A 20,441-nucleotide genomic window follows, 5' to 3' on the forward strand; every position below is an offset into this window, starting at 1 on the left:
TTGTTGTTCATCACCTAACAGCATTTGCTGTTAAAAAGATTGCCGATATAGCGTTTCAAGTTGCACTTGGTTCACATCCCGTGGATTGGTCGGAGTGCAACTATCACGCAGTGCTTGCCCAACCATTTCCCCTAAACGGGCGTTAAAATCGGTTTCACAAATCCCTGTAGCTTGAATGCCTTTTGGCATATTCATTTCATCTTTCAACACGTTGATTGCCATAATTAGGCTTTCAACACCTTCTCGTACGTTAGAAGCAGGTAAATTCAAGCACTTCGCAAGGTGCGCATAACGCTTCGCCGCATCACTATCACAACGCCCCTCTAACTCGGCATTAAATGCCACTACGTGCGTCATCAATAGGGCATTGGCACGACCATGAGGAATATGAAATACACCACCTAATGCATGGGCTAAGCTATGTGTGATCCCCAAAGACGCATTGGTAAATGCCATTCCTGCAATGCAAGAGGCGTTATGCATTTTTTCGCGAGCAAGTAAGTTGCCGCCTTCGCGGTAACAGTCAATCAAATGACCAAAAACCAGCTGCACGGCTTTTTCTGCTAGCGCATCAGAAAAATCAGATGCAGTACGGGAAACGTAAGCTTCTAATGCATGGCAAAGCACATCCATGCCCGTATCCGCAGTAATTGAAGCAGGCACGGATTTCACTAAAACAGGGTCAAGGATCGCCACATCGGGCAACATAAACTCATCCACTAACACCAGCTTTTCAGAGTGAGATTTAATCACTGAAAAGCTGGTGACTTCAGAGCCTGTACCGCTAGTCGTTGGGATCGCAATAAACTGCGGTTTTGCCCGATTGGCGTCGTTTTTCGTGTGCCATAAGGAGTAAATAATGGCTTTCGCCGCATCAATCACTGAGCCACCACCCAAGGCAATCACCACATCGGGGTATTGCACATCCATGACTTTCATGCCTTTTACGATGGCTGAAATATCCGGATCAGGCAGAACATCGTCATACATTGAAAAAGCAATGCCTGAACGAGTTAATCGACGAGTCACTTCATCGGCTAGGCCAAATTTCACCATGGCTTTATCGGTGACGATAAATACCTGCTGAGCCTGCATTTGTGAGATAAAATCCAGTGCGTTAGCACCGAATTGGACTCGCGGTTTAATGAGAAATTGATTCATGCTGTTCTTTACTCCTTGGTATAAACCTTCTCGACAATAGCAACCACTGACATGGCCTTGTATTTGTCTTTGTTCAACGCAAAGTACGCTTCTGCTAACACAATGTCGTTGATACCGGCACCGACGCTGTCTACCGCCACATACGTTCGGTCTTTCAACGGTTCAAGGTCATCCCCTAGCGCTGCAACCATCAGTAAGTTGCTTCCACTAAGCTCTTGGCATTTCTGCGTTGCGACAACATGTCCGATTACTTTTGCCAAAATCATGGTTTATACCGCCTTATTTCAATGAGTTACTTATTTAGGCGACCGAGAACGGCCTTGATAATTTGCTCAACGTTTTCCTCGGTGATATCACCTTGGGACACAAGGGCTTCCGTCATTGCCGCCGGACTAAAACGGTCATCTGCCGAGTTAGAAACCGGTGAAGATGCCGCGACAGGTTGGCGGAAACGATCATCATCTAAAATGCTGATTTGCGATTGATTCCCCCCTATTGATGCTGCCGGTTGAGCAACTGCACACGCCTTCGCAGGTTGCCTTAAATCATCAATAGAACGCACGCCATAGCCCACTTTACGAATGTTTAGCAAGTTCATTGGCCCGACGTTATCTGAACTCGAGCCCCCCCCCACTGCACCGCAACCTAACGTTAATGCCGGTGTAATATTGGTTGTTGCCCCAATACCACCTAGTGCCGCAGGGGTATTTATCAAAATGCGGTTAACGGGTTTTTCAAGAGAGAATTGGCGGATCACATCTTCATTTTGCGTGTGGATCACCAAGGTGTGGCCTAACCCTTCGTTAGTCAGCAAATCCACAACACGATGGCAGGCAGATTGCCAATCTTCTTCAATATACATCCCTAAAATTGGGCAGAGTTTTTCACGTGAATACGGGTTTTTAGGTGAGACGGTTTCCTGTAAGGCAATAAGAACGCGCGTATTGGCAGGTACCGAAAATCCTGCTCGCTGACTCAAAGTAATAGCATCTTTTCCAACCACTTCAGGGTTGATGGTGCCGTTTGCCCGCAGTAACATTGATGCCATGCGCGCCGCTTCGTCTTCATTCATAAAGTAAGCGCCTTGTGCGAGCAACTCGCGATGCACTTCGTTATAAATGCAACGTTCAACAATAATCGATTGTTCAGACGCACAAATCACACCGTTATCAAACGTTTTGCTGGTGATAATGTCATTCACCGCTTGTTTGATATTGGCACTACGTTCAATAAAGGCAGGACCATTTCCTGGACCACCACTAATTGTCGGCGTACCCGATGCATACGCTGCACGCACCATGCCTTCCCCACCCGTGGCTAAAATTAAGGAAACATCTTTGCTGTGCATCAACTCTTTAGTCGCTTCGAGAGTCAACATCGTGATGCCATCAACGATCCCGGCTGGAGCCCCCGCTTCTAATGCCGCTTTTTTCACAATATCTAACGTGCGCAAGCTACAAGCTTTAGCATTGGGATGAGGGGAGAAGACAATTGCGTTACCTGCTTTTAAGGCAATCAACGTTTTGTAGATGATGGTAGATGTCGGGTTTGTCGATGGCACCAGTGCCGTGATCACCCCTAAAGGAACCCCCACATCCATGACTTTGTTGATCTTGTCATCATTAATGATGCCAACGGTTTTCAGATCTTTTATGTACTCATAAACACGCATTGAAGCGAAGGTATTTTTCAGGACTTTATCTTGCCACTTACCAAAACCAGTCTCTTCATTGGCCATTTTCGCCAGCTCTTCAGCGTGAAGGGCGGATTCAATAGCGATGTGTTTAACGATACTGTCGATTTTTTCCTGCGAAAACGTCGCAAATACCTTCTGCGCTTGTTTCGCATTTCTCACTAGCTCTCTTGCCAGTTGTCTGGATTGCAGATCTTTATCTAATGCAACCATGTCTTCCCCCGTATCGGAGTCAAAATTAACTCATTAACTTGTGGTTTTATTGACTGATTAGCCAACAACTTAGGCTTTGTGCTGCTGCGCAATTTTGCCGATATCGTTATGTGGTCTTGCGATCACCCGTGATGTCACGACAGTACCAACACGTTTTGCCGCTTCAACGCCGGACTCTACCGCTGCGTTAACCGCACCGACGTCGCCTTTGACCATCGCAGTCACCAGCCCTGAACCGACATTTTCATAACCAATCAGTTCTACATTGGCGGCTTTGCACATGGCATCAGCGGCTTCAATACAGGCCACTAAACCTTTGGTTTCGATTAACCCAAGTGCTTCTTTCATAAGTGATTTCCTTTTTATTCCGAGACTTTATACTGGGCGACGATTTTCTGAATATCGCTGTGAGGACGTGCAATAACCAGAGATGTCACAACCGTGCCAATACGAGACGCTGATTCAACCCCTGAATCGACCGCGGCTTTTACCGCACCGACATCCCCTTTCACCATTGCTGTCACTAAACCTGACCCAACATTTTCATAACCAATCAGTACAACATTTGCGGCTTTACACATTGAGTCAGCCGCTTCAATACAGGCAACTAACCCTTGAGTTTCGATAAGACCTAATGCGTCACCCATGTTTTTTCCTCCGGAAAAAGTTATGCCTTATGTTTAATCACGATTTTGTTGATATCGTTATGTGGACGAGCAATAACGAGCGATGTCACGACTTCGCCAACACGCTGAGCAGATTCAACACCTGAATCAACCGCTGCTTTGACTGCGCCAACGTCACCTTTGACCATTGCTGTCACGAGGCCTGAGCCCACATTTTCATAACCGATTAGCTCAACATTTGCGGCTTTACACATGGCATCCGCCGCTTCGATGCAAGCCACCAAACCTTTAGTTTCGATAAGACCTAATGCATCACCCATTGTTATTTCCTCCGAGAAGCCTTCTTTATTTTTCTTTACCGCGCTCTTTAAGTTGATGTGTCCGAATACATGTTTCTTGAAGAACCGAGGTAATCATTTGCGCCAACAGTATCTGCGCGGTGATTAATTGAACGCAGCCTTTGGCTTCAAATTCACTATAGAGTCGAAAAATAAAAACAAAATATAAATTGGCAAAAGGAAGATATTCAGAATATTAAACTAATATTTATATTAAAATGATGGTTCATTTATATAACTATGCTGGAAAAATAAAAAATTCACGTATCTATCTGGTGAATAAAAAGCAGCAAAATTAGCTTAGGTATTAATCAAGGGAGATTGTTAACAAGATATTATTAAGCTGATACCGAGGGGTAATTTACGCGATCATAACTGTGGAATGGCTCACTGGTTTATAAGCTTTACTCGCAAATGAAGATCATCTTTTACATTTAACGCCAAGAAAAATAGACTTAACCGAAGCAAGAAGTTCACCGGATAATCGTGCACGAATAACGTTAAAGGTACAGATCACTTGAGGCAATTTTAGAGCCCAAAGAAGGAGAGAAGAGCTAAAGAATAGACAGGATAATAGGCGTCTTTTTACACACTAAGGCTCTATTCAATTAATCAAATTTGCTACCTGGCTTTAATGTGCAGATATAGAGCGGGGAGTTTATTGAACTTAATAGCAATGCTTTATCATTTAGCTTTTGAGCGTTAAGAAATAAGCCATCATGGCTATCTGACATCTCCCGCATAAAGTAGTCAAAAATTACATCAGGAGATTCATCAATGGAAGAGGCGCTCGATTCCCATTGGCTAATATTATAATGGCGTTCCGTTGGGGAAATGCGTTTAGTCGTATAATTAAATTTCACATAGCGCTGTAGATACAACCATCCCGCTTTAGAATCTGTATAACCTTCAACAACAATAGAGCCTTTGCCATTCCCCCCAAAATTAAAATGAATATTGCCATTGACGTTTTCGTCTTTCATATTTTCAAAACGCATGATGCCTTTGGTAGAGCACACCATTAAGCCATCTTGCTTATTGGAAAATAAAATGGATTGCGTGTAAATCACCACCACAATGAAAAGCAACGCACTCAGTAAACATAACACTTTTCCGGGTATTTTCATGATGGCTTCCAAGAATAATAAAAATAATTATCACAATAGCTAAATGGATTGTCTTCATTTACCGCGCAATGGGCTAAAAATACGCGACCGAGTCCATTGGTTTGCAATTTATCCCCATAAAAGAAAACGAATCGCTCTTTTTCAACACCGGCCAGATTTAAATTATTTCTTACCTTGTCAAAATTTTGCACGTAATTTTGCGCAACAGTGGCGTTGATCATTTTTTCATTTGAAAGCACATCACAATTAGCATGTTCTAGCACGGTCATATTAATCGGTTGGGATGGCTGGTTAGATAAATAAGCCATGACTAATAATAAGATAGAGCACAACAACAATGCGCCACTGGCAAAATACCAACACATTTCTTTTTTGGCTTTCGTTACTGGTTTAGGAGGGTTTACCGGAGAAGTCGTTGCTAATTTAGGTTCAGTTAAGGGGGGATTAACGGAGACAGGTTCAATAGCGGGCGATAATACAACTGCGGCATCCTCTATTTCACTCAAGCTTTTAATCAATTCTGCGGGGTGCGTTTTAGCCGCATTCAGCCTTTCTAACGTCACTTCTGAATTAAATTCTAATCGCCCTCTCGCCACCGTAACAATAATATTTTCAATACCATACTGACGAAATGCTTTTCGTAATAAACTCAAATATTGGTTCAAATTACTATTGGATGAGACTAACCCATTATCATCCCACACCGCTTTTAATACCTCATCACGGGATACCACCCCCCGATTTTGGATAAAATAGTAGAGTAGTGCATTGGCGGTAATAGACAATTGTGTATCCACTTCGTCTTCTTTTAAAGATAAAGTGCCATCAGCTGCATCATATATAATGAAAGCATTGATTTTATATTTCACTGTCGCCCCATGTTTTTATTATATAATGACGGTGTTTTTCGGTATTTACGTATCGGTATTAAGGTAATTTTTCAAACGAAATTGCCGTTAAACGGCTGATAATGGCATCACGCTCTTGTTTCGATAACGTTTCTCCCTCCGTTAATGAGGATAACCACAAACCATCCGCCCCATACCGCACCAGCGCCCCTAAATAGCTATTATCGAACTCATCTCCTTTTGCTAAGTGACCCAGTACCCAATCACGCCAACATTTGCGCAATACGGGCTCATTTGGCATTGCTAAAGATAGTAATGCGAGTTGGAAACTTTCATCTGACGCTTTAAGCTCGCTGATATAGTGCAAATACGCACGGGAAAAACGGCCATAAGCATTAGGATCGTTTTCCATGATGAGGCTAATGCGCTCATCCATAATGCTCAGTAATTGCAAAAATAGTGCATGGATAAGTTCTTGCTTGCTCGGGAAATGGTGCATCAGTCCCCCTTTGCTGACACCCGCTTCCCGCGCGACCGCATTAAGCGATAACGCAGAAATCCCTTCCCTACCCGCAATAATTCGAGCCGCTTTGAGTAACTCCACTTGGAGTTTAATAGGATCTTTTTTTCTGTGTTGCGCTGTTTTGTTCATGCAATGGATGATACCGACCAGTCGGTATGTTTCATTTTGACCAAAATCAAGTAACCCTAATTTGTTCAAGGTTAAATCAAAATAGTGGAAGAGGACTCACAATATCCATTTGAGATAAGCCACAAATCTATAATTTATTTGAATTTTTCAAATAAATTATAGGTATTTTAATTTTCCAGTTTTGGCTAATTGAAAATTGAGCTTATTTTTACACCTATACGGGTTATGATGTTTAATAATGGGTGTAAAATAACATTCTGACAAAGTACCAATTATTTGCCATATTTGTGACTAACCGTCGATAAAAGAGGTTTTACCATGTCAAAACAATATAATATTGGTGTTATTGTGGGTAGCTTACGTGCGGATTCTTACAACTTAATCGTCGCTAAAGCTATAACTAAGTTATTTCCCGCCAATTTTTCATTCAACTTTATCAACATTGGCGACCTTCCTCTCTACAATCAAGATGCTGACCAAAATGTACCCCCTACCGTCGCCAATTTTAAATCTCAAATTAAAGCCTGTGATGGCATTATTTTTGCCACCCCTGAGTACAATCGTTCTATCCCCGGCGTGCTAAAAAATGCCATTGACCAAGGCTCACGTCCTTGGGGAGATAACTCATGGAATGGGATTCCGGCAGGAGTGTTAGGTGTCTCTATTGGGAATATCAGTACGGCAGTTGCCCAACAGCATCTGCGCAATAGCCTCGCCTTTTTAAATATGCCTACCATGAACCAACCTGAGTGCTACCTCAAATGGTATGACGGCATGGTGGATGAGCAAGGCAATATTTCACCGAAAAGTAAAGATTTCTTACAGCCGTGGGCGGATACTTTTGTTCAGTTTGTGGCACATAATGCGGTGAATAAATAAGCCTATCATGTCCCCCCGCTGGGTCACTGAGCTTGGCGGGGTCAGTTTTGGTGTGTGAAGGAGTAGTTGTTTCAGTATACTGCTAGGGGTTGTTTATCTTTACCGCTAAAAAAGGTCAAAAAGCAATCCAAAAAATGGATAAATGCATCCGTCGTGCTAACTGACGACGATTTGAATCAAATAATTTACCTAAACGCTGACCCCACGAGTTCGATTAAAGCACATTTCATTCATTTGATGCTACGTTGAGAGGCTCTTGCCTTGCAACGAACGCAGAGCTACTCCATAAATATTGAACACAGCGCATCCTATTTAGACGGTCTAAAATTGATTGCCTTTGAACTAAATTGATAACACAAAGAAAAAATAAGTATTTTAGGCTAGGTAATTTAACTTATTAAAAATAGAACTACTGTTACCATTCAAATTAAATGAAACATTTTGACACACCTTAAGTCAAAAGCGATAACTGAAAATAAAATTGCAACCAATTGAAAATAAAGTACTAATATATTAAAAAAAGATAGTTTTATGACACTAAGGTATTGATTCACTCACATCTTGATTACCAGTTGTTAAAAAATGTAAAACTTAGAATTTTATTCTTTTTTACACGTCAAAATATAACTTTAAAAGACTAAATCACTAGCAAATAAAGATGGTCTTAAATGGTTTACCCTGCTTAAACCCGTCCATTGCTAGATTTATTATTTTACATTACTCACCATAAGAGTTTAATCCGATATTTTCACTTATCACTCTATATTTGCGTTATTTGATTTTATAAAAAACGTCACGTATATTAGCTGGAAGATAACGGAGTGAAATTATTTCCTTATATAATGTTTTCACCAATCCTTCGTATTCACCTAAATACGATTTTTATTAAGTGATGCAGTTTGGAAGGAATGTATACAATGATAGAAATAGATGATAAAAACCCTTCTCATAAAAGGGGAATAACTATTTATACAAAAGCTGTGGGATATGAAATTTATTTATTACGAAAACGTCGTTTACTCAGTGGAAAAGAACTAGCTAATTTGCTCAATATTTCACAACAACAAGTGTCTCGTTATGAACGAGGAATCTGTAACATCACGATAGATATGCTAATACAAGTTTTAAGTGTACTAAAGATGCCTATCCAAGATTTTTTAGAGCGAGCAATCAGTCGAGTTTCCATCATGAAATTTAAACTAAGCAGTGTTGATAGCAAAGATATCTCATTGCTAAAAAATAAATTTATGGAATAGATATATCTCCTTTGACTTTTACCACAAGTATATTCAAAAACATAACCAGTTGATTTTAAATAACCAATAATATTAATCATTAACCCATATTAAAATAATTGATGCAATCCATTCATATTAATAAATATAAATTTTATTAATGTGATGAGTTGCGTTTTAAACATGCTTTATGTCAAAAATACAATGAAGTATTAATTTGGGATAAAGGTAATATTCTCTTTATAAAAAAAGAGAATAACCCCTTTATATCTAAGAAATAGAATAAAGGAAATTAGTAATCTTTAAATTGAATGTTTATAACTGACACAATCTAAATTCGACTTAGATGAATAGATAATATTGAGCGTTATATGCATATATATATCTATTGCAAAACTGCGACATGGAATATGACCTTTATATCATCAATTTAATTATTTAACTTTATAAAAATAGGAATCTTAATTATGTCATTTAAAACAACGGCACTTTCTACTGCATTATTTATGGGTCTGTCTGCAGTAAGTCTAAATACATTGGCAGCACCTTCTGCGGAAGTCACTTTGCAAGGCATTCTGACCAACACAACCTGTGACGTCACCATTAATGGCGGTAAGTCCGTTTTAAACGTAGGGGTTTTAAAAACGTCTGTTGGTGAAACGGACTCTGACTTCTCAGCGGTAAACGCAATGTCCTCTAAAACAGTGGATATGCCAGTGACTTTAGTCGGTTGTGCTGAGGGTGAAGAAGGTAACTTAATCATTCAAGGGATCACCTCTGTAGGTAACAACCAACAGGACGTCTTTGTAGCGACAGATTCACAAACTGTTGGTTTCAAGATCGAAGATAAAGACGGTAATACCATCACCAACGGTAATGGTGCAAAAGTTGAAATTGGTGCAGGTAAAACCGCTGCGCAATACACCTTCAAAGTCGGTATGGCGACAACAACAGATGCTCCAAAGGCCGGCTCTTACAGCGCTCCAATCTTAGTAGCTTATATCGTTGACTAATTCGCTTTAGTTAACTTTATCAATATAGGTAAGACAGCATCACCGTCTTACCTCATTTTTATTATGAATGATATGAGGATAGACAAATGCGAAATAACCGATTTATGCAAGGGATCTGCGGTGGCTTGCTATTGCTATCTGCCTCATCGATAGCAGGGATCGCTATCGACACTACTCGAATTATCTTTTCAGAAAGTGATAACGCCACCGGAAAAAGTGTGGGGATCACCAGCTCGAACCAATCTCTCACGCCTTATTTGGTCAAAGCACAAATTTTGCTTAACCCTTATGGAGAGCAAGGAGAAACCCCTTTTGTGGTGACACCATCCTTATTCCGCTTAGAAAAAGGGTCGACCAATCAAGTTCGCATAATGAAAAACAGTGTGGCACTGCCTCAAGACAAAGAATCTATTTTTTATTTTCGCACCGTCGCGATGCCGACCAGCGAAAAAGGGCTGAATACGCCACAAAATAATATTGATGGCGCAGTGCAAGTATCCACGGGTAACGTCATTAAGCTGTTCTATCGCCCTAATAACTTGGGAATGACTCAGCAACATGCAATGAAATCACTGACATTTTCGAGGGTGAATAATGGGGTTAAAGTGTCCAATCCTTCCCCGTATTACATCACCTTAGACAGCGTAAAAATTGCTAATAAACCCGTTTCTCTAAGCGCGACCAAGGGAAATAACATGATTGCCCCATTTAGCAGCATCACCTACTCCCATGTTCAACAGCAAGGCTCGGTTGAATGGAGGGCCATCAATGACTACGGTGGGAAGGATAAGTTTTATGCGCAAATTCAATAAATTACCCATTGTTTTGTTTGCAATATTACTGAATGGGTGGCAAGTCGCACAGGCAGAAAATACCGAGATAAAAGCACGTATTACAGATGATGTAGGGTGCGAGATCCGCATTCCCAATTCATTGCAATTTACGCCTAAGCGGACATCCGATTTTACCGGTGCCATTACCACCCATGAAATTAAATCATTAAAAGCGCAATTTATCTGTGTGGATAAAACCGGAAATCTAACACCTAAAATTACATTACAGGGAAATACCCCCTATAACGAAAGGACCATTTTCCTAGACGGTACCCCAAACAGTACGGGGTTTATGTTACGTCTCAGTGATGGCACGCCGCTCTCCCTGAGTGATTTTTATGACACAAGCAAAGCCTTTAAACGGGGTGAACAGATTGCCTTAACGCCCTTGACTAAAGATAACGCTCATCAAACCGAAGAGACCTTTCTGGTGGGGTTAGTGGGACCCGTGGATGGGGAGGCTATTCCTGGTGAATTTTCAGCGTCTTTAACATTTAACCTTATTTTTCAGTAACCCCTAAAAATAGGAACGCACCATGATATTGACTAAAAAGTCACTCTATTCCCTACTCATCCCAACCGTATTCTGTGCGGCAAGCTTGGGGCAATCTGCGATGGCAGCAACAACAGCGACCACTAAAATCAGCGCCAGCATCGTCGGCGGTGGCTGCCAAATTAGCGCGCCTCCGACCGTTGCTATTCGTAATGGGGATCTGATCCCTGCGGAAGATATCACCGAGACAAGTGATATCAGCGAAACCTTTGATCTCACCATTGCTGACTGTAAAGGTTACGGGTTAACACCCTCGATAACCATCGAAGGGGACACCGACAATACCTCAGGAAAAGCGCTGTTTGTGAGCGCCGGCAGCACCAGCACAGGCTACGGCATTTTATTGTCAACAGAAGGCAATACTAACTTCAACGAGAATAAAAACCTCGCAACAGATAAAAAAATCACAGCACTAGCCACCAAAGAATGGAGCAAAACCTTTGCCAGCACATTGGATGGAACCATTCCACTGAAAGCAACCGTCAGTTGCGGAAGCTGTACCGCCGATGACTTACAAGGTGGCGAGTTAACAGCCTCTTTAACGTTTAATTTTTTCTACAACTGATCCCGTGCCTATTGGCTGGCATTCGCAATAATTTGATTTCTAAGGCTGTTAATAACAATGATACGAAAATTTTCTTTCTTTAGCGTAATTGTAGGGTTGCTATTTCCAGTCGGTGAATTACAGGCGGGAAGTACCTCAACGACACTCTCATTTTCAGCCTTTTTTTATGGTGGCAGTTGTGATGTAAAGGTGCCAAGTACTATCACTTATAATAATGGAGCGCCATTACCTGACGATGCCATTCCAAACAATAAACAAAATAGTCAATTCACCTTAACCCTATCCGGCTGTCAGGGCTATTTTTTAACACCAAGAATTGCGGTCCAAGGAAATACCTTCACGGCGGATAACAACGAGCAACTCTATGCCGATGCTTCCAGTACCACAAAAGGCTATGGAATTAGGTTATCCACGCCCGGAAATGCGGTTTTTAATGCAAATGACAACACAGCGAAATTGGGGAATGAGGTTATTACCATCAAAACATGGCCATCTGCTGGAACCAGTGATGTGGCGAGATTAAATAGCGCACTCAATTTTAATGCCGTTCTTGCCTGCGGCACCTGTACTGCAAGTGACAATTTACAAAATGGTGAACTCACTGCAACCGTCACGTTTAGTTTCTTATATGACTAGTTGGGTAATCAGTATGTTTTCGACTCGTTTTTCTTACTATCACACTCTTATTATTTTATTGATATGCGGTGGTTTTTCTGTCTTGGCTTCTGCAACCGAAGGCGGTCTACGATTAGCCCAAACTCGTCTTGTATTCGATGCAGGCAACGTAAATACAAAGATTGCCATAAAAAACAGCAGTCCACAGGTTTATTTGATCAAAGCGGATGTTATGAATACGCCTGATGGAAATGTACAAAGACCAGCACCGCCTTTTATTGTGACACCACCGATCTCTCGCTTAGAGAAAGAGAGCCAAAACACGTTATTAATTGTTCGTAATGGTACGGCTGAGCTCCCAACAGACAGAGAGTCGGTGTTTTATTTAAGTTTATTAGCTATCCCTTCCACCACAAAAGTCAACGCACCGGAAGGTGAAATGACCAGTGCTCAAGTTGCTGTAGGGATCCGTAATGTCATCAAACTGTTTTATCGCCCTAAAGGGTTACCGATAAATGTTGAAACGGCCTCAAGCCAACTGACGTTTCGCCATCAAGGTCAACAGCTCGAAGTCCGTAACCCAACGCCGTACTACATAACGTTGGCGCAATTGAGTGTTAATCAGCACCCTATTGATGTACGCGAACTTGGGCCTATGATTGCGCCCTTCTCCACACAAACTTACCCCGTAAAAGGGAACGCCACGCACGCAGAGTGGCGAGTCATTACCGATTATGGGGATATGAGCACTGTGTATCAGAGAACTATTCAATCAGGAGCTATCAGCGATGAACAACAGTAATTTATTAAAGATTAAAAAATCTGTGCTATATCGCTTGGTTAGCGGGGGCGCTTTATTGATGGCACTATTTAGCCAGCCTGCGTTGGCAAATAACATCCAAGATCAAATCAACGGGCTAACACTGCATTCTACGCGTATTGTTTACCCTCATGATGCCAAAAATGGGGTGACTTATACCATCACCAATAATACAACGATGCCTTATTTGTTGCAGGCACGCCTATTACCTTGGAAAGGAAATTCATCAAACCAAGAAACTAATGCTAATACAGACTCAGTCGGTGAAGACCAGACGGCATTTATTGCATTGCCACCGTTACAACGTTTCGAACCGGGCGAAACGCTCACATTACGTATTCTGCAAAAACACAATTTACTCACGCAAGATAAAGAGTCGATTGCCCTGTTGTCACTGACTGCTATCCCCGCGCAGTCAAAAGAGGCGGCTGAAGGCGCGCAAATGGTTCTTGCCGTACAAAATAACTTGAAGCTGTTTTATCGCCCAGCAGGATTACCAGAGCATAATCTCGACAATATCGCCGAACAGCTGCAATTTCAGCGTACGAAAAACACGCTAACCCTGAAAAACCCGACGCCATTTTATGTCACGTTAGCGTCACTGTCGGTGGGGAAGAACGCCCTGAATTTAAGTTCCTCACGCATGATCCCCCCCTTTGGGGAGGCGCAATGGTCCCTTGATGCCAGCCATGTCGCAAACGACATTCATTGGCAGCTCATGGAAGACGATGGCGGAACTGACAAAATGAGAACACGCCGACTCTCAGCAATGTAACCACAACCGACAGATAAACACATTCACCCGATGCACATTGGCAACGGGGGGATTCTTGCGTTTGCAAGATTAAGGAATACCATGAAAAAAGCTCATATTATTGCTGAAAATCAGCCAAAACTACCTTTTTTCCGTTATCACCCGCTAGCGTGTGTATTGCTATTTGCGGTCACCCCGACCCTTGCAGAAGATTACTTCGATCCCAGTTTTTTAGGTGTGGCGGGTGAAAATACTGATGTGGATTTATCTGCATTTTCACAAGTAGGAGGGGTCGCCGAAGGTGAATACACCGTTTCAGTGTTTGTTAACCAACAGGACGTCGGGCAATTCACACTTAATTTTATCAAAAATGCCCACGGTGAAATCGCACCGGAATTAACCCCTGAACAGCTCGACACGTTTGGTGTCAATGTGCCACAGATCCCTGTACTGAAAGACCTACCGAAAGGCGAATTTATCTCAGATTTAGGTGAACTGATCCCACAAGCGACAGTCCGCTTAGACTTATCACGCTTACGGTTAGATATCAGCGTGCCACAAGTCGCAATGCAATCTCTCGTTAGTCGCAATGCCGATCCATCATTATGGGATGATGGTATTCCTGCACTCATGGCAAACTATAACGTCAGTGCAGGTCGCACCACGAGCCGCTATGATCACGGTAAAAAAAACCAAAATACCAACGTCTTTGCCTCTGCACGATTAGGGGCTAATGCGGGACCGTGGCGCTTGCGCAGTAACCTCACCCATTCCCGTTTCGAATACAGTGGGGGTTATAACCAATCCGCCACGACGAATACGCAAACCTATTTTTCCAATACCACGCTATCACGGGATATTCGTGCATTGCGTTCCACCCTATTAATGGGTGAAAGCAGTACGGGCAGTGATGTGTTTGATGGCGTGCCCTTTAAGGGCGTGCAGTTGACCTCCAACGAACAAATGTTACCGAGCCAATTACGCGGCTATGCCCCTGCCATTAGCGGCGTTGCTAACAGTAATGCCCGTGTCACTATCCGACAAAATGGTAACATCGTGTATGAAGCCTATGTGGCACCCGGGCCTTTTTATATCAATGATATCCAACAAGCGGGGTTATCGGGGGATTATGACGTCACCGTGACAGAAGCCAATGGCGCTGAACGCCAATTTGTGGTGCCCTACTCATCTTTACCCGTGATGCTGCGCCCCGGCGGCTGGAAATATGAGGTGGCATCCGGTCGTTATAATGGCAACTTGACCACCCGTTCACGCCGCTCTGACTTTATTCTCGGCACCGCCGTCTATGGGCTGCATAACGATATCACGGTGTATGGCGGCACCTTGCTGGCGAAAGATTATCAATCACTGAGTACGGGAACTGGGGTCTCTTTAGGGGATTTCGGCGCCGTCTCCACTGACGTGACTCACTCATCGGCTAAATTTATCTATTCCAACCAAGTTGCCAGCACCAGCGAGCGAAAAACCGGGCAATCTTACCGTATCCGTTATTCAAAAAGCTTAATGGCAACAGGCACCTCGGTGGATTTAACCGCATTACGTTACTCCACTGAACATTTCTATAATTTCAGTGAATTTAACAGCCAAGGCTATCGCCTTGAAGATGGCCTCAGCCCGTGGACTTTGCAGCGTCGCCGTAGCAGTTTCCAAACTCAACTTAGCCAACAGATGAAACAGTATGGTTCACTGCATTTTCGCGCTAACCGCGATGACTATTGGGGAAGCAGCCGAACACTCACGGGCTTGTCCATGGGCTACAGCAACAGTTTTAAAGGGATCAGCTACAGTGTTAACTACAATATCGACCGCGTAAAAGACAGCCGCAACAATTGGCCGGAAAACCGCCAGCTGTCCTTTAACTTAAGCGTGCCGTTTAGTGTGTTTACTCAAAACCGCGATTTGCAGTCGATTTATGCTACTTACTCCATGAGCCATGACCAAAATGGACGTACACAACATAACAGCGGTCTCAGTGGCAACATGCTGGATGGCAAACTGTCTTATAGCGCGTCACAAAGCTGGGGAAATCAAGGGCAAATTGCCAACACCAACCTGAATATGGGTTACCAAGGTGACAAAGGCAGTATCAGTACAGGTTATAGCTATAGCAATAACTCTCAGTCTATCAATATGAGTGCCAGCGGTGGTGCCTTACTTCACTCCGAAGGGCTGACCTTAAGCCGCTCGATGGGGGATTCCGTTGCCTTGGTCAGTGCACCGGGTGCCGAGGGTGTTAGCGTCAATGGCGGAACCGCCGTGACCGATTGGCGAGGCTACGCCGTGGCGCCTTATCTCTCCGACTATAACAAAAACAGCATTGGCTTAGACCCAAGTACATTGCCTGAAAACGTCGATTTGCCGCAATCCAATACCAACGTTTACCCAACCAAAGGTGCGGTGGTGAAAGCCGATTTCCGTACCCGCATCGGCTACCAAGTGTTAATGACCTTAAAACAGGGTGCCAAATATGTGCCATTTGGGGCGATTGCCACCTTAATTTCGGATAACAGCGCTGAAAATATCAGCAGTATTGTTGGGGATGCAGGGCAGGTGTACCTCACCGGTTTACCAGAAACAGGAGAGCTGTTAGTGAAGTGGGGAGAGGCTGCGGCGCAGCAGTGTCAGGTCAATTTTGATTTACGCCATGTTAACGTCTCTGCGGATATGCCCATCCGCCAAGCTTCTTATCGCTGTGTCAGTGGTCAACAGCACGCTCAGCCTGTGGTATCGAACACGCCAGAAACGGCGCAGCAAATCACCATGCCGATGAAAAATAGCGAGCCATTAGCTCAAACACCAAAGAAAACGCGTTGGTTACAGTCACCAGCAGGAGAAAAATAATGAAACTGAACAATCAAAAACGTTGGAAAAAAACCTATTTAGTCACGATAGGCTTCGCGATATATAGCGTATTGACAGCGGTGAGTTACAGTGCGTTTCCTTCTGGGATAGTGTTTAAGGAATCAGGAAAAATAGTGTGGGAAAGTGATGCTATCACTGAAACAGAGACTCCCTACTATAGTGGAACTGCTGGTTATGTTGTTCATGGAAGAGTGCTGTCCTATGTTTCTGATAGTTACTGGGGGGTTGTAGATGGCTACCATGGTGTGGTCCTAGCCCCTGGTATAATACTCACTTTTTCAGGGATGTCTTACGCAGCTTCTGCCAGTTACAACGTTAGAATTGATTACCAATATAAGGCAGAACCCAAAGTATCCAGTACACAAAATGATTATAAGGTTACCAAAGATGATGGAATATATAAGTATAGTGGTAGATTAAATGATAGTGTGTTTTATCGTAACATTTCCGGAAACAACCGATATCAGACTAGTAAATTAAAGGCTGCACTCTATATTAGTAACTCTGTGAAATCTGGGACTTACTCATTCCCAGGAAATACTTATTTTGAAGTGGGAGAAATGCGTGTTTATCCCGCTGGGAGTATTGCTTTTACCTTAGCCCCACCAATCGAATGCACTATCAATACCCCACCTAAAATTGATTTTGGCAAGGTGAATATTTGGGAGTGGGAAGGGAATACTTCTGGCACGCCTGGGGGAGTTCGTAAGGATATTTTAGGGGTAGTTGATGGGAATTTTACGATCAACTGCACTGGCAATACAGATGCTCATGCCACCGCAAAATTGACGCTTAAGGGGGCTACTCAGGGGTATACAAATGACTTGAAGATGACGATGGATGATACCGGTGAAGTTGCTCCTGCAACCGTACGAGCATCGATCAAATCCATAAAACCACCCTGTGATAATGGTGGTATTAATTTTGCTCCATCAAAAACGAACGCCCTCGCAAATATCGTTGATATAGATGAGCTCACCGTTGGTTCACATCAAATCCCTTACCGTTTTAGCCTTTGCGCTCTAGGTCAAGGTTTTAAATCTGGCGCGGCGTCTGCCACAGCCACCGTCACCATTGATTGGGAATAACGCGTCTAACGGCTTAGTGGTTTTCACCACAAACCACTAAGCCTTTATCACTCTACGATGAGAATGCCATGATAGCCACTCACCGCCACCGTTTGTTCACATTATTGCTAATGGGGATTTCGCTTCTGTTATGCCGCCCCGCACTGTCAGCAACACCATCGACCTCCCTTGAGCAAATTCACGACCTCGGCGTGCAATCCATCAATGGCGATGGCGTCCCTGTTGACCTCGCTAAAGGGCGTTACTATATTCAGCAATCCGCTTTGCAGGGCTATCCCCTCGGTCAGTACCATTTGGGGATTCTGTTTTTCACGGGTGAAGGCGGTCCTCAAAACTCAGCCTGTGCAATGTGGTGGCTGGAAAAAGCCATCGCCGCGAATAATGACGTTCGTGAAATGGCACAGCAAGCGTTAAATGAGATACGGGAAGATATCACTGCCACAACAGAAGTGGCTGATGAACAACGTTGCCAACAATATTCGTACAACTTAATCAGCTTACCAATTACCGAGCCAGTTAACGCTGAACCGCAAGTTAACGTTATTGAACTCTCCGACAAGGGAAATCAGGCACTACTCGAGGCATTAAACAACCATAAGCCACACCTGCTTTATACCCACATTTGGACATTACAAAGCGAACTGGCTAAGATATGGCAACCTATTGCCGAGCACCGTGAACGCCTGATGCTCGCCGCGGCACATAAAGCCCATATTCAGCAAAAAGCTGCCCCCGTAATCGATGAAGCGGAGTCTGATGCCCCCTCTGAAGTGATCATTACTCTTGTATTACCGCCGTCAGAACAAAAAGGTGAAACTGAACAAGTAGAATCGATGCCAGTCGATATGCCTAGCAAGCCGATAGAAGTCACGATCCCCGCGACAAAAAATGCCTCTGTGCATACTAATTTAGGTGGCGACATTCGCTCAGCGCCACCTCGCCATTACACATTACAATTAGGCAGCGCTGGCAGCCCTGAAGGGCTTGAAGCACAAGCTCGTCGATATAAATTACGTAATTATTTGGTCTATGAAACAGTGAGAAATAACCGCCAATGGTATGTTTTAGTGTACGGCGAATACCCAACAATCCGCGCGGCAAAACATGCCATACAAGTCTTACCTTCTACATTTCAACGCGATAAACCATGGGTGCGCAGCATACAGCAGGTTCAATCTGAACTGAACTAATGTACCGACTGTTAGGTAAGTGGACCTCACTTACCTAACCTATTCGTCTCAAAAATAATCACAACAATATGTTCATGCGTAATGGTCGGGGTAGGGTTATCCCAAAGACAGATACCCCCCCACACAAGGGGCATGGGGATATCTTATTTATCATTATCAGCAAGTTTTCATCAAACTTATCAAGCTGATAAAAGCCCTTTTATCAAAACATATACGATCAGCAAACCATTAACGACCGGCTTTTAGTTTTTGGAAATACTCCTCATACAGAACATTGGCATTGCCAACATCGCTTTGCCATTCGCCTTTTTTCAATACCTCTTCACTCGGGTAAAGTGAGGGGTCATTGGCAATCTCAGCAGGTAGCATCTTCTTAGCCGCCAAATTCGGTGTTGGATAGCCAATGGACTGTGCAACTTGTGCCGCGATTTCAGGGCGCAGCAAGAAGTTAATCAGTTTATGGGCACCTTCAACGTTTTTTGCATTGGCAGGAATAGCTAAGCTGTCCATCCAGAAAATGCCGCCTTCTTTTGGCCACACCACTTCAATTGGTAAGCCTGCTTGCCTTGCAACAAACGCAGAACCATTCCATAGCATTCCCACATCCACTTCCCCTTCAATAAACGGCGTAGCGGGGTTATCCGAGTTAAAGGCTAAGATATTCGGACGCAGTTTTTGCAGCTCTTTATAGGCTTCTTCAATTTGTTTCGGATCCGTGGTATTGCCTGAATAGCCCAGTTTGTTTAACGCGACTTGGAACACTTCCCGAGCATCATCCATCATCAGTAGGCTATTTTTATATTCCGGTTTCCAAAAATCGGCCCATGAGGTTACTGAGCTTGGGTCAACAGCTTCACCATTAATACCGATCCCTGTGGCACCCCAAATATAAGGCACGGAATAGTCGTTATTTGGGTCAAATTCTTTGTGAATTAAATTCGGATCGAGGTTTTTAAAGTTGCTCAATTTACTTTGATCAATCTTTTGCAGCATCCCTTCTTTGCTCATTTTGGCAATAAAGTAAGTGGATGGCACCACCAAATCATAAGCCCCTTCTTTATAGGTTTTCAATTTGGTGTACATGCTTTCGTTGGATTCATAGGTGGAGTAAATCACCTTGATGCCCGTTTCTTTGGTAAATTGCTCTAATAAACCTGGGGGAACATATTCTGTCCAGTTATAGAAATACAGTACGTCTTTGTTATCGTCAGCGGCAGTTGCCGTGCCAATACTTGCAGCCATTAAACCCGCTGCCAGTAGATAGGACCATTTTTTCATGACTGAGTTTCCCTCAATAACGTGTTTTTATCCCCGCCTGCATCAAGCCGTAACTTGCATGATTTAGGGTCGATATC

22 protein-coding genes are annotated in these 20,441 nt (G+C 43.3%); 12 read left to right on the top strand and 10 right to left on the bottom strand.

Features of this window, described 5'->3' with window-relative positions:
- Positions 1 to 30: 30 nt before the first annotated feature.
- From AB6N04_RS13275 to AB6N04_RS13315, 9 genes are all read right to left on the bottom strand, one after another.
- The gene (locus AB6N04_RS13275) at positions 31 to 1,161 is read right to left on the bottom strand and encodes an iron-containing alcohol dehydrogenase (protein ID WP_369308777.1); all 1,131 of its coding nucleotides are present in this window, start codon (positions 1,159 to 1,161) and stop codon (positions 31 to 33) included.
- Between the two features lie 8 nt (positions 1,162 to 1,169).
- Positions 1,170 to 1,427, bottom strand: coding sequence for a EutN/CcmL family microcompartment protein (locus tag AB6N04_RS13280; RefSeq protein WP_047757248.1), 258 nt, complete (start codon positions 1,425 to 1,427; stop codon positions 1,170 to 1,172).
- Between the two features lie 26 nt (positions 1,428 to 1,453).
- Positions 1,454 to 3,067: an acetaldehyde dehydrogenase (acetylating) gene (locus tag AB6N04_RS13285; RefSeq protein WP_369308778.1), complete on the bottom strand. Its 1,614-nt coding sequence runs from the start codon at positions 3,065 to 3,067 to the stop codon at positions 1,454 to 1,456.
- A 69-nt stretch (positions 3,068 to 3,136) separates the two neighbouring features.
- Positions 3,137 to 3,415, bottom strand: a complete 279-nt coding sequence (locus AB6N04_RS13290) for a BMC domain-containing protein (protein ID WP_006658501.1) — start codon at positions 3,413 to 3,415, stop codon at positions 3,137 to 3,139.
- Positions 3,416 to 3,429: 14 nt separating this feature from the next.
- A complete protein-coding gene (locus tag AB6N04_RS13295) occupies positions 3,430 to 3,714 on the bottom strand; it encodes a BMC domain-containing protein (protein WP_369308779.1) in 285 nt (94 codons plus the stop codon).
- 20 nt (positions 3,715 to 3,734) lie between these two features.
- Positions 3,735 to 4,013, bottom strand: coding sequence for a BMC domain-containing protein (locus tag AB6N04_RS13300; protein WP_004249182.1), 279 nt, complete (start codon positions 4,011 to 4,013; stop codon positions 3,735 to 3,737).
- Positions 4,014 to 4,639: 626 nt separating this feature from the next.
- Positions 4,640 to 5,158 (bottom strand): FidL-like protein, encoded by a 519-nt coding sequence (locus tag AB6N04_RS13305; RefSeq protein WP_369308780.1) that lies wholly within the window; start codon positions 5,156 to 5,158, stop codon positions 4,640 to 4,642.
- Positions 5,155 to 6,027, bottom strand: a complete 873-nt coding sequence (locus AB6N04_RS13310; RefSeq protein ID WP_369308781.1) for a winged helix-turn-helix domain-containing protein — start codon at positions 6,025 to 6,027, stop codon at positions 5,155 to 5,157. The genes AB6N04_RS13305 and AB6N04_RS13310 overlap by 4 nt, the downstream gene beginning before the upstream one ends.
- Positions 6,028 to 6,085: 58 nt before the next feature.
- The gene (locus tag AB6N04_RS13315; RefSeq protein ID WP_369308782.1) at positions 6,086 to 6,658 is read right to left on the bottom strand and encodes a TetR/AcrR family transcriptional regulator; all 573 of its coding nucleotides are present in this window, start codon (positions 6,656 to 6,658) and stop codon (positions 6,086 to 6,088) included.
- A 318-nt stretch (positions 6,659 to 6,976) separates the two neighbouring features.
- On the opposite strand from AB6N04_RS13315, the gene AB6N04_RS13320 reads away from it, so the two are divergent.
- From AB6N04_RS13320 to AB6N04_RS13375, 12 genes are all read left to right on the top strand, one after another.
- On the top strand, positions 6,977 to 7,537 hold the full coding sequence (locus AB6N04_RS13320) for an NADPH-dependent FMN reductase (RefSeq protein WP_369308783.1): 561 nt from the start codon (positions 6,977 to 6,979) through the stop codon (positions 7,535 to 7,537).
- Positions 7,538 to 8,454: 917 nt separating this feature from the next.
- A complete protein-coding gene (locus AB6N04_RS13325; protein ID WP_369308784.1) occupies positions 8,455 to 8,793 on the top strand; it encodes a helix-turn-helix domain-containing protein in 339 nt (112 codons plus the stop codon).
- Positions 8,794 to 9,239: 446 nt separating this feature from the next.
- Positions 9,240 to 9,785, top strand: coding sequence for a fimbrial protein (locus AB6N04_RS13330; protein WP_369308785.1), 546 nt, complete (start codon positions 9,240 to 9,242; stop codon positions 9,783 to 9,785).
- A gap of 86 nt (positions 9,786 to 9,871) precedes the next feature.
- Positions 9,872 to 10,597: a molecular chaperone gene (locus AB6N04_RS13335; protein ID WP_369308786.1), complete on the top strand. Its 726-nt coding sequence runs from the start codon at positions 9,872 to 9,874 to the stop codon at positions 10,595 to 10,597.
- On the top strand, positions 10,581 to 11,132 hold the full coding sequence (locus tag AB6N04_RS13340; protein ID WP_369308787.1) for a fimbrial protein: 552 nt from the start codon (positions 10,581 to 10,583) through the stop codon (positions 11,130 to 11,132). Before AB6N04_RS13335 ends, AB6N04_RS13340 begins: the two co-directional genes overlap by 17 nt.
- A 22-nt stretch (positions 11,133 to 11,154) precedes the next feature.
- Complete coding sequence (locus tag AB6N04_RS13345) at positions 11,155 to 11,736, top strand: fimbrial protein (protein ID WP_369308788.1); 582 nt, start codon at positions 11,155 to 11,157, stop codon at positions 11,734 to 11,736.
- 57 nt (positions 11,737 to 11,793) lie between these two features.
- Positions 11,794 to 12,372 carry a fimbrial-like protein gene (locus AB6N04_RS13350; RefSeq protein ID WP_369308789.1) on the top strand — a complete coding sequence of 193 codons (579 nt, stop codon included), beginning with the start codon at positions 11,794 to 11,796 and terminating at the stop codon, positions 12,370 to 12,372.
- Between the two features lie 13 nt (positions 12,373 to 12,385).
- Positions 12,386 to 13,153, top strand: coding sequence for a molecular chaperone (locus AB6N04_RS13355; RefSeq protein ID WP_369308790.1), 768 nt, complete (start codon positions 12,386 to 12,388; stop codon positions 13,151 to 13,153).
- Positions 13,140 to 13,946, top strand: a complete 807-nt coding sequence (locus tag AB6N04_RS13360; RefSeq protein ID WP_369308791.1) for a molecular chaperone — start codon at positions 13,140 to 13,142, stop codon at positions 13,944 to 13,946. Before AB6N04_RS13355 ends, AB6N04_RS13360 begins: the two co-directional genes overlap by 14 nt.
- An 81-nt stretch (positions 13,947 to 14,027) precedes the next feature.
- Positions 14,028 to 16,787: a fimbria/pilus outer membrane usher protein gene (locus tag AB6N04_RS13365; protein WP_369308792.1), complete on the top strand. Its 2,760-nt coding sequence runs from the start codon at positions 14,028 to 14,030 to the stop codon at positions 16,785 to 16,787.
- Complete coding sequence (locus tag AB6N04_RS13370) at positions 16,787 to 17,896, top strand: hypothetical protein (protein WP_369308793.1); 1,110 nt, start codon at positions 16,787 to 16,789, stop codon at positions 17,894 to 17,896. The genes AB6N04_RS13365 and AB6N04_RS13370 overlap by 1 nt, the downstream gene beginning before the upstream one ends.
- 68 nt (positions 17,897 to 17,964) lie before the next feature.
- Positions 17,965 to 19,086, top strand: a complete 1,122-nt coding sequence (locus AB6N04_RS13375; protein WP_369308794.1) for an SPOR domain-containing protein — start codon at positions 17,965 to 17,967, stop codon at positions 19,084 to 19,086.
- 228 nt (positions 19,087 to 19,314) lie between these two features.
- Here the strand turns inward: AB6N04_RS13375 and potD are convergent, their stop codons facing one another.
- Positions 19,315 to 20,364 (bottom strand): spermidine/putrescine ABC transporter substrate-binding protein PotD, encoded by a 1,050-nt coding sequence (gene potD / locus AB6N04_RS13380; RefSeq protein WP_369308795.1) that lies wholly within the window; start codon positions 20,362 to 20,364, stop codon positions 19,315 to 19,317.
- Positions 20,365 to 20,441 lie beyond the last annotated feature (77 nt).

It is taken from the genome of Providencia rettgeri, from assembly GCF_041075285.1.
GTDB classification, from domain to species: domain Bacteria; phylum Pseudomonadota; class Gammaproteobacteria; order Enterobacterales; family Enterobacteriaceae; genus Providencia; species Providencia rettgeri_G.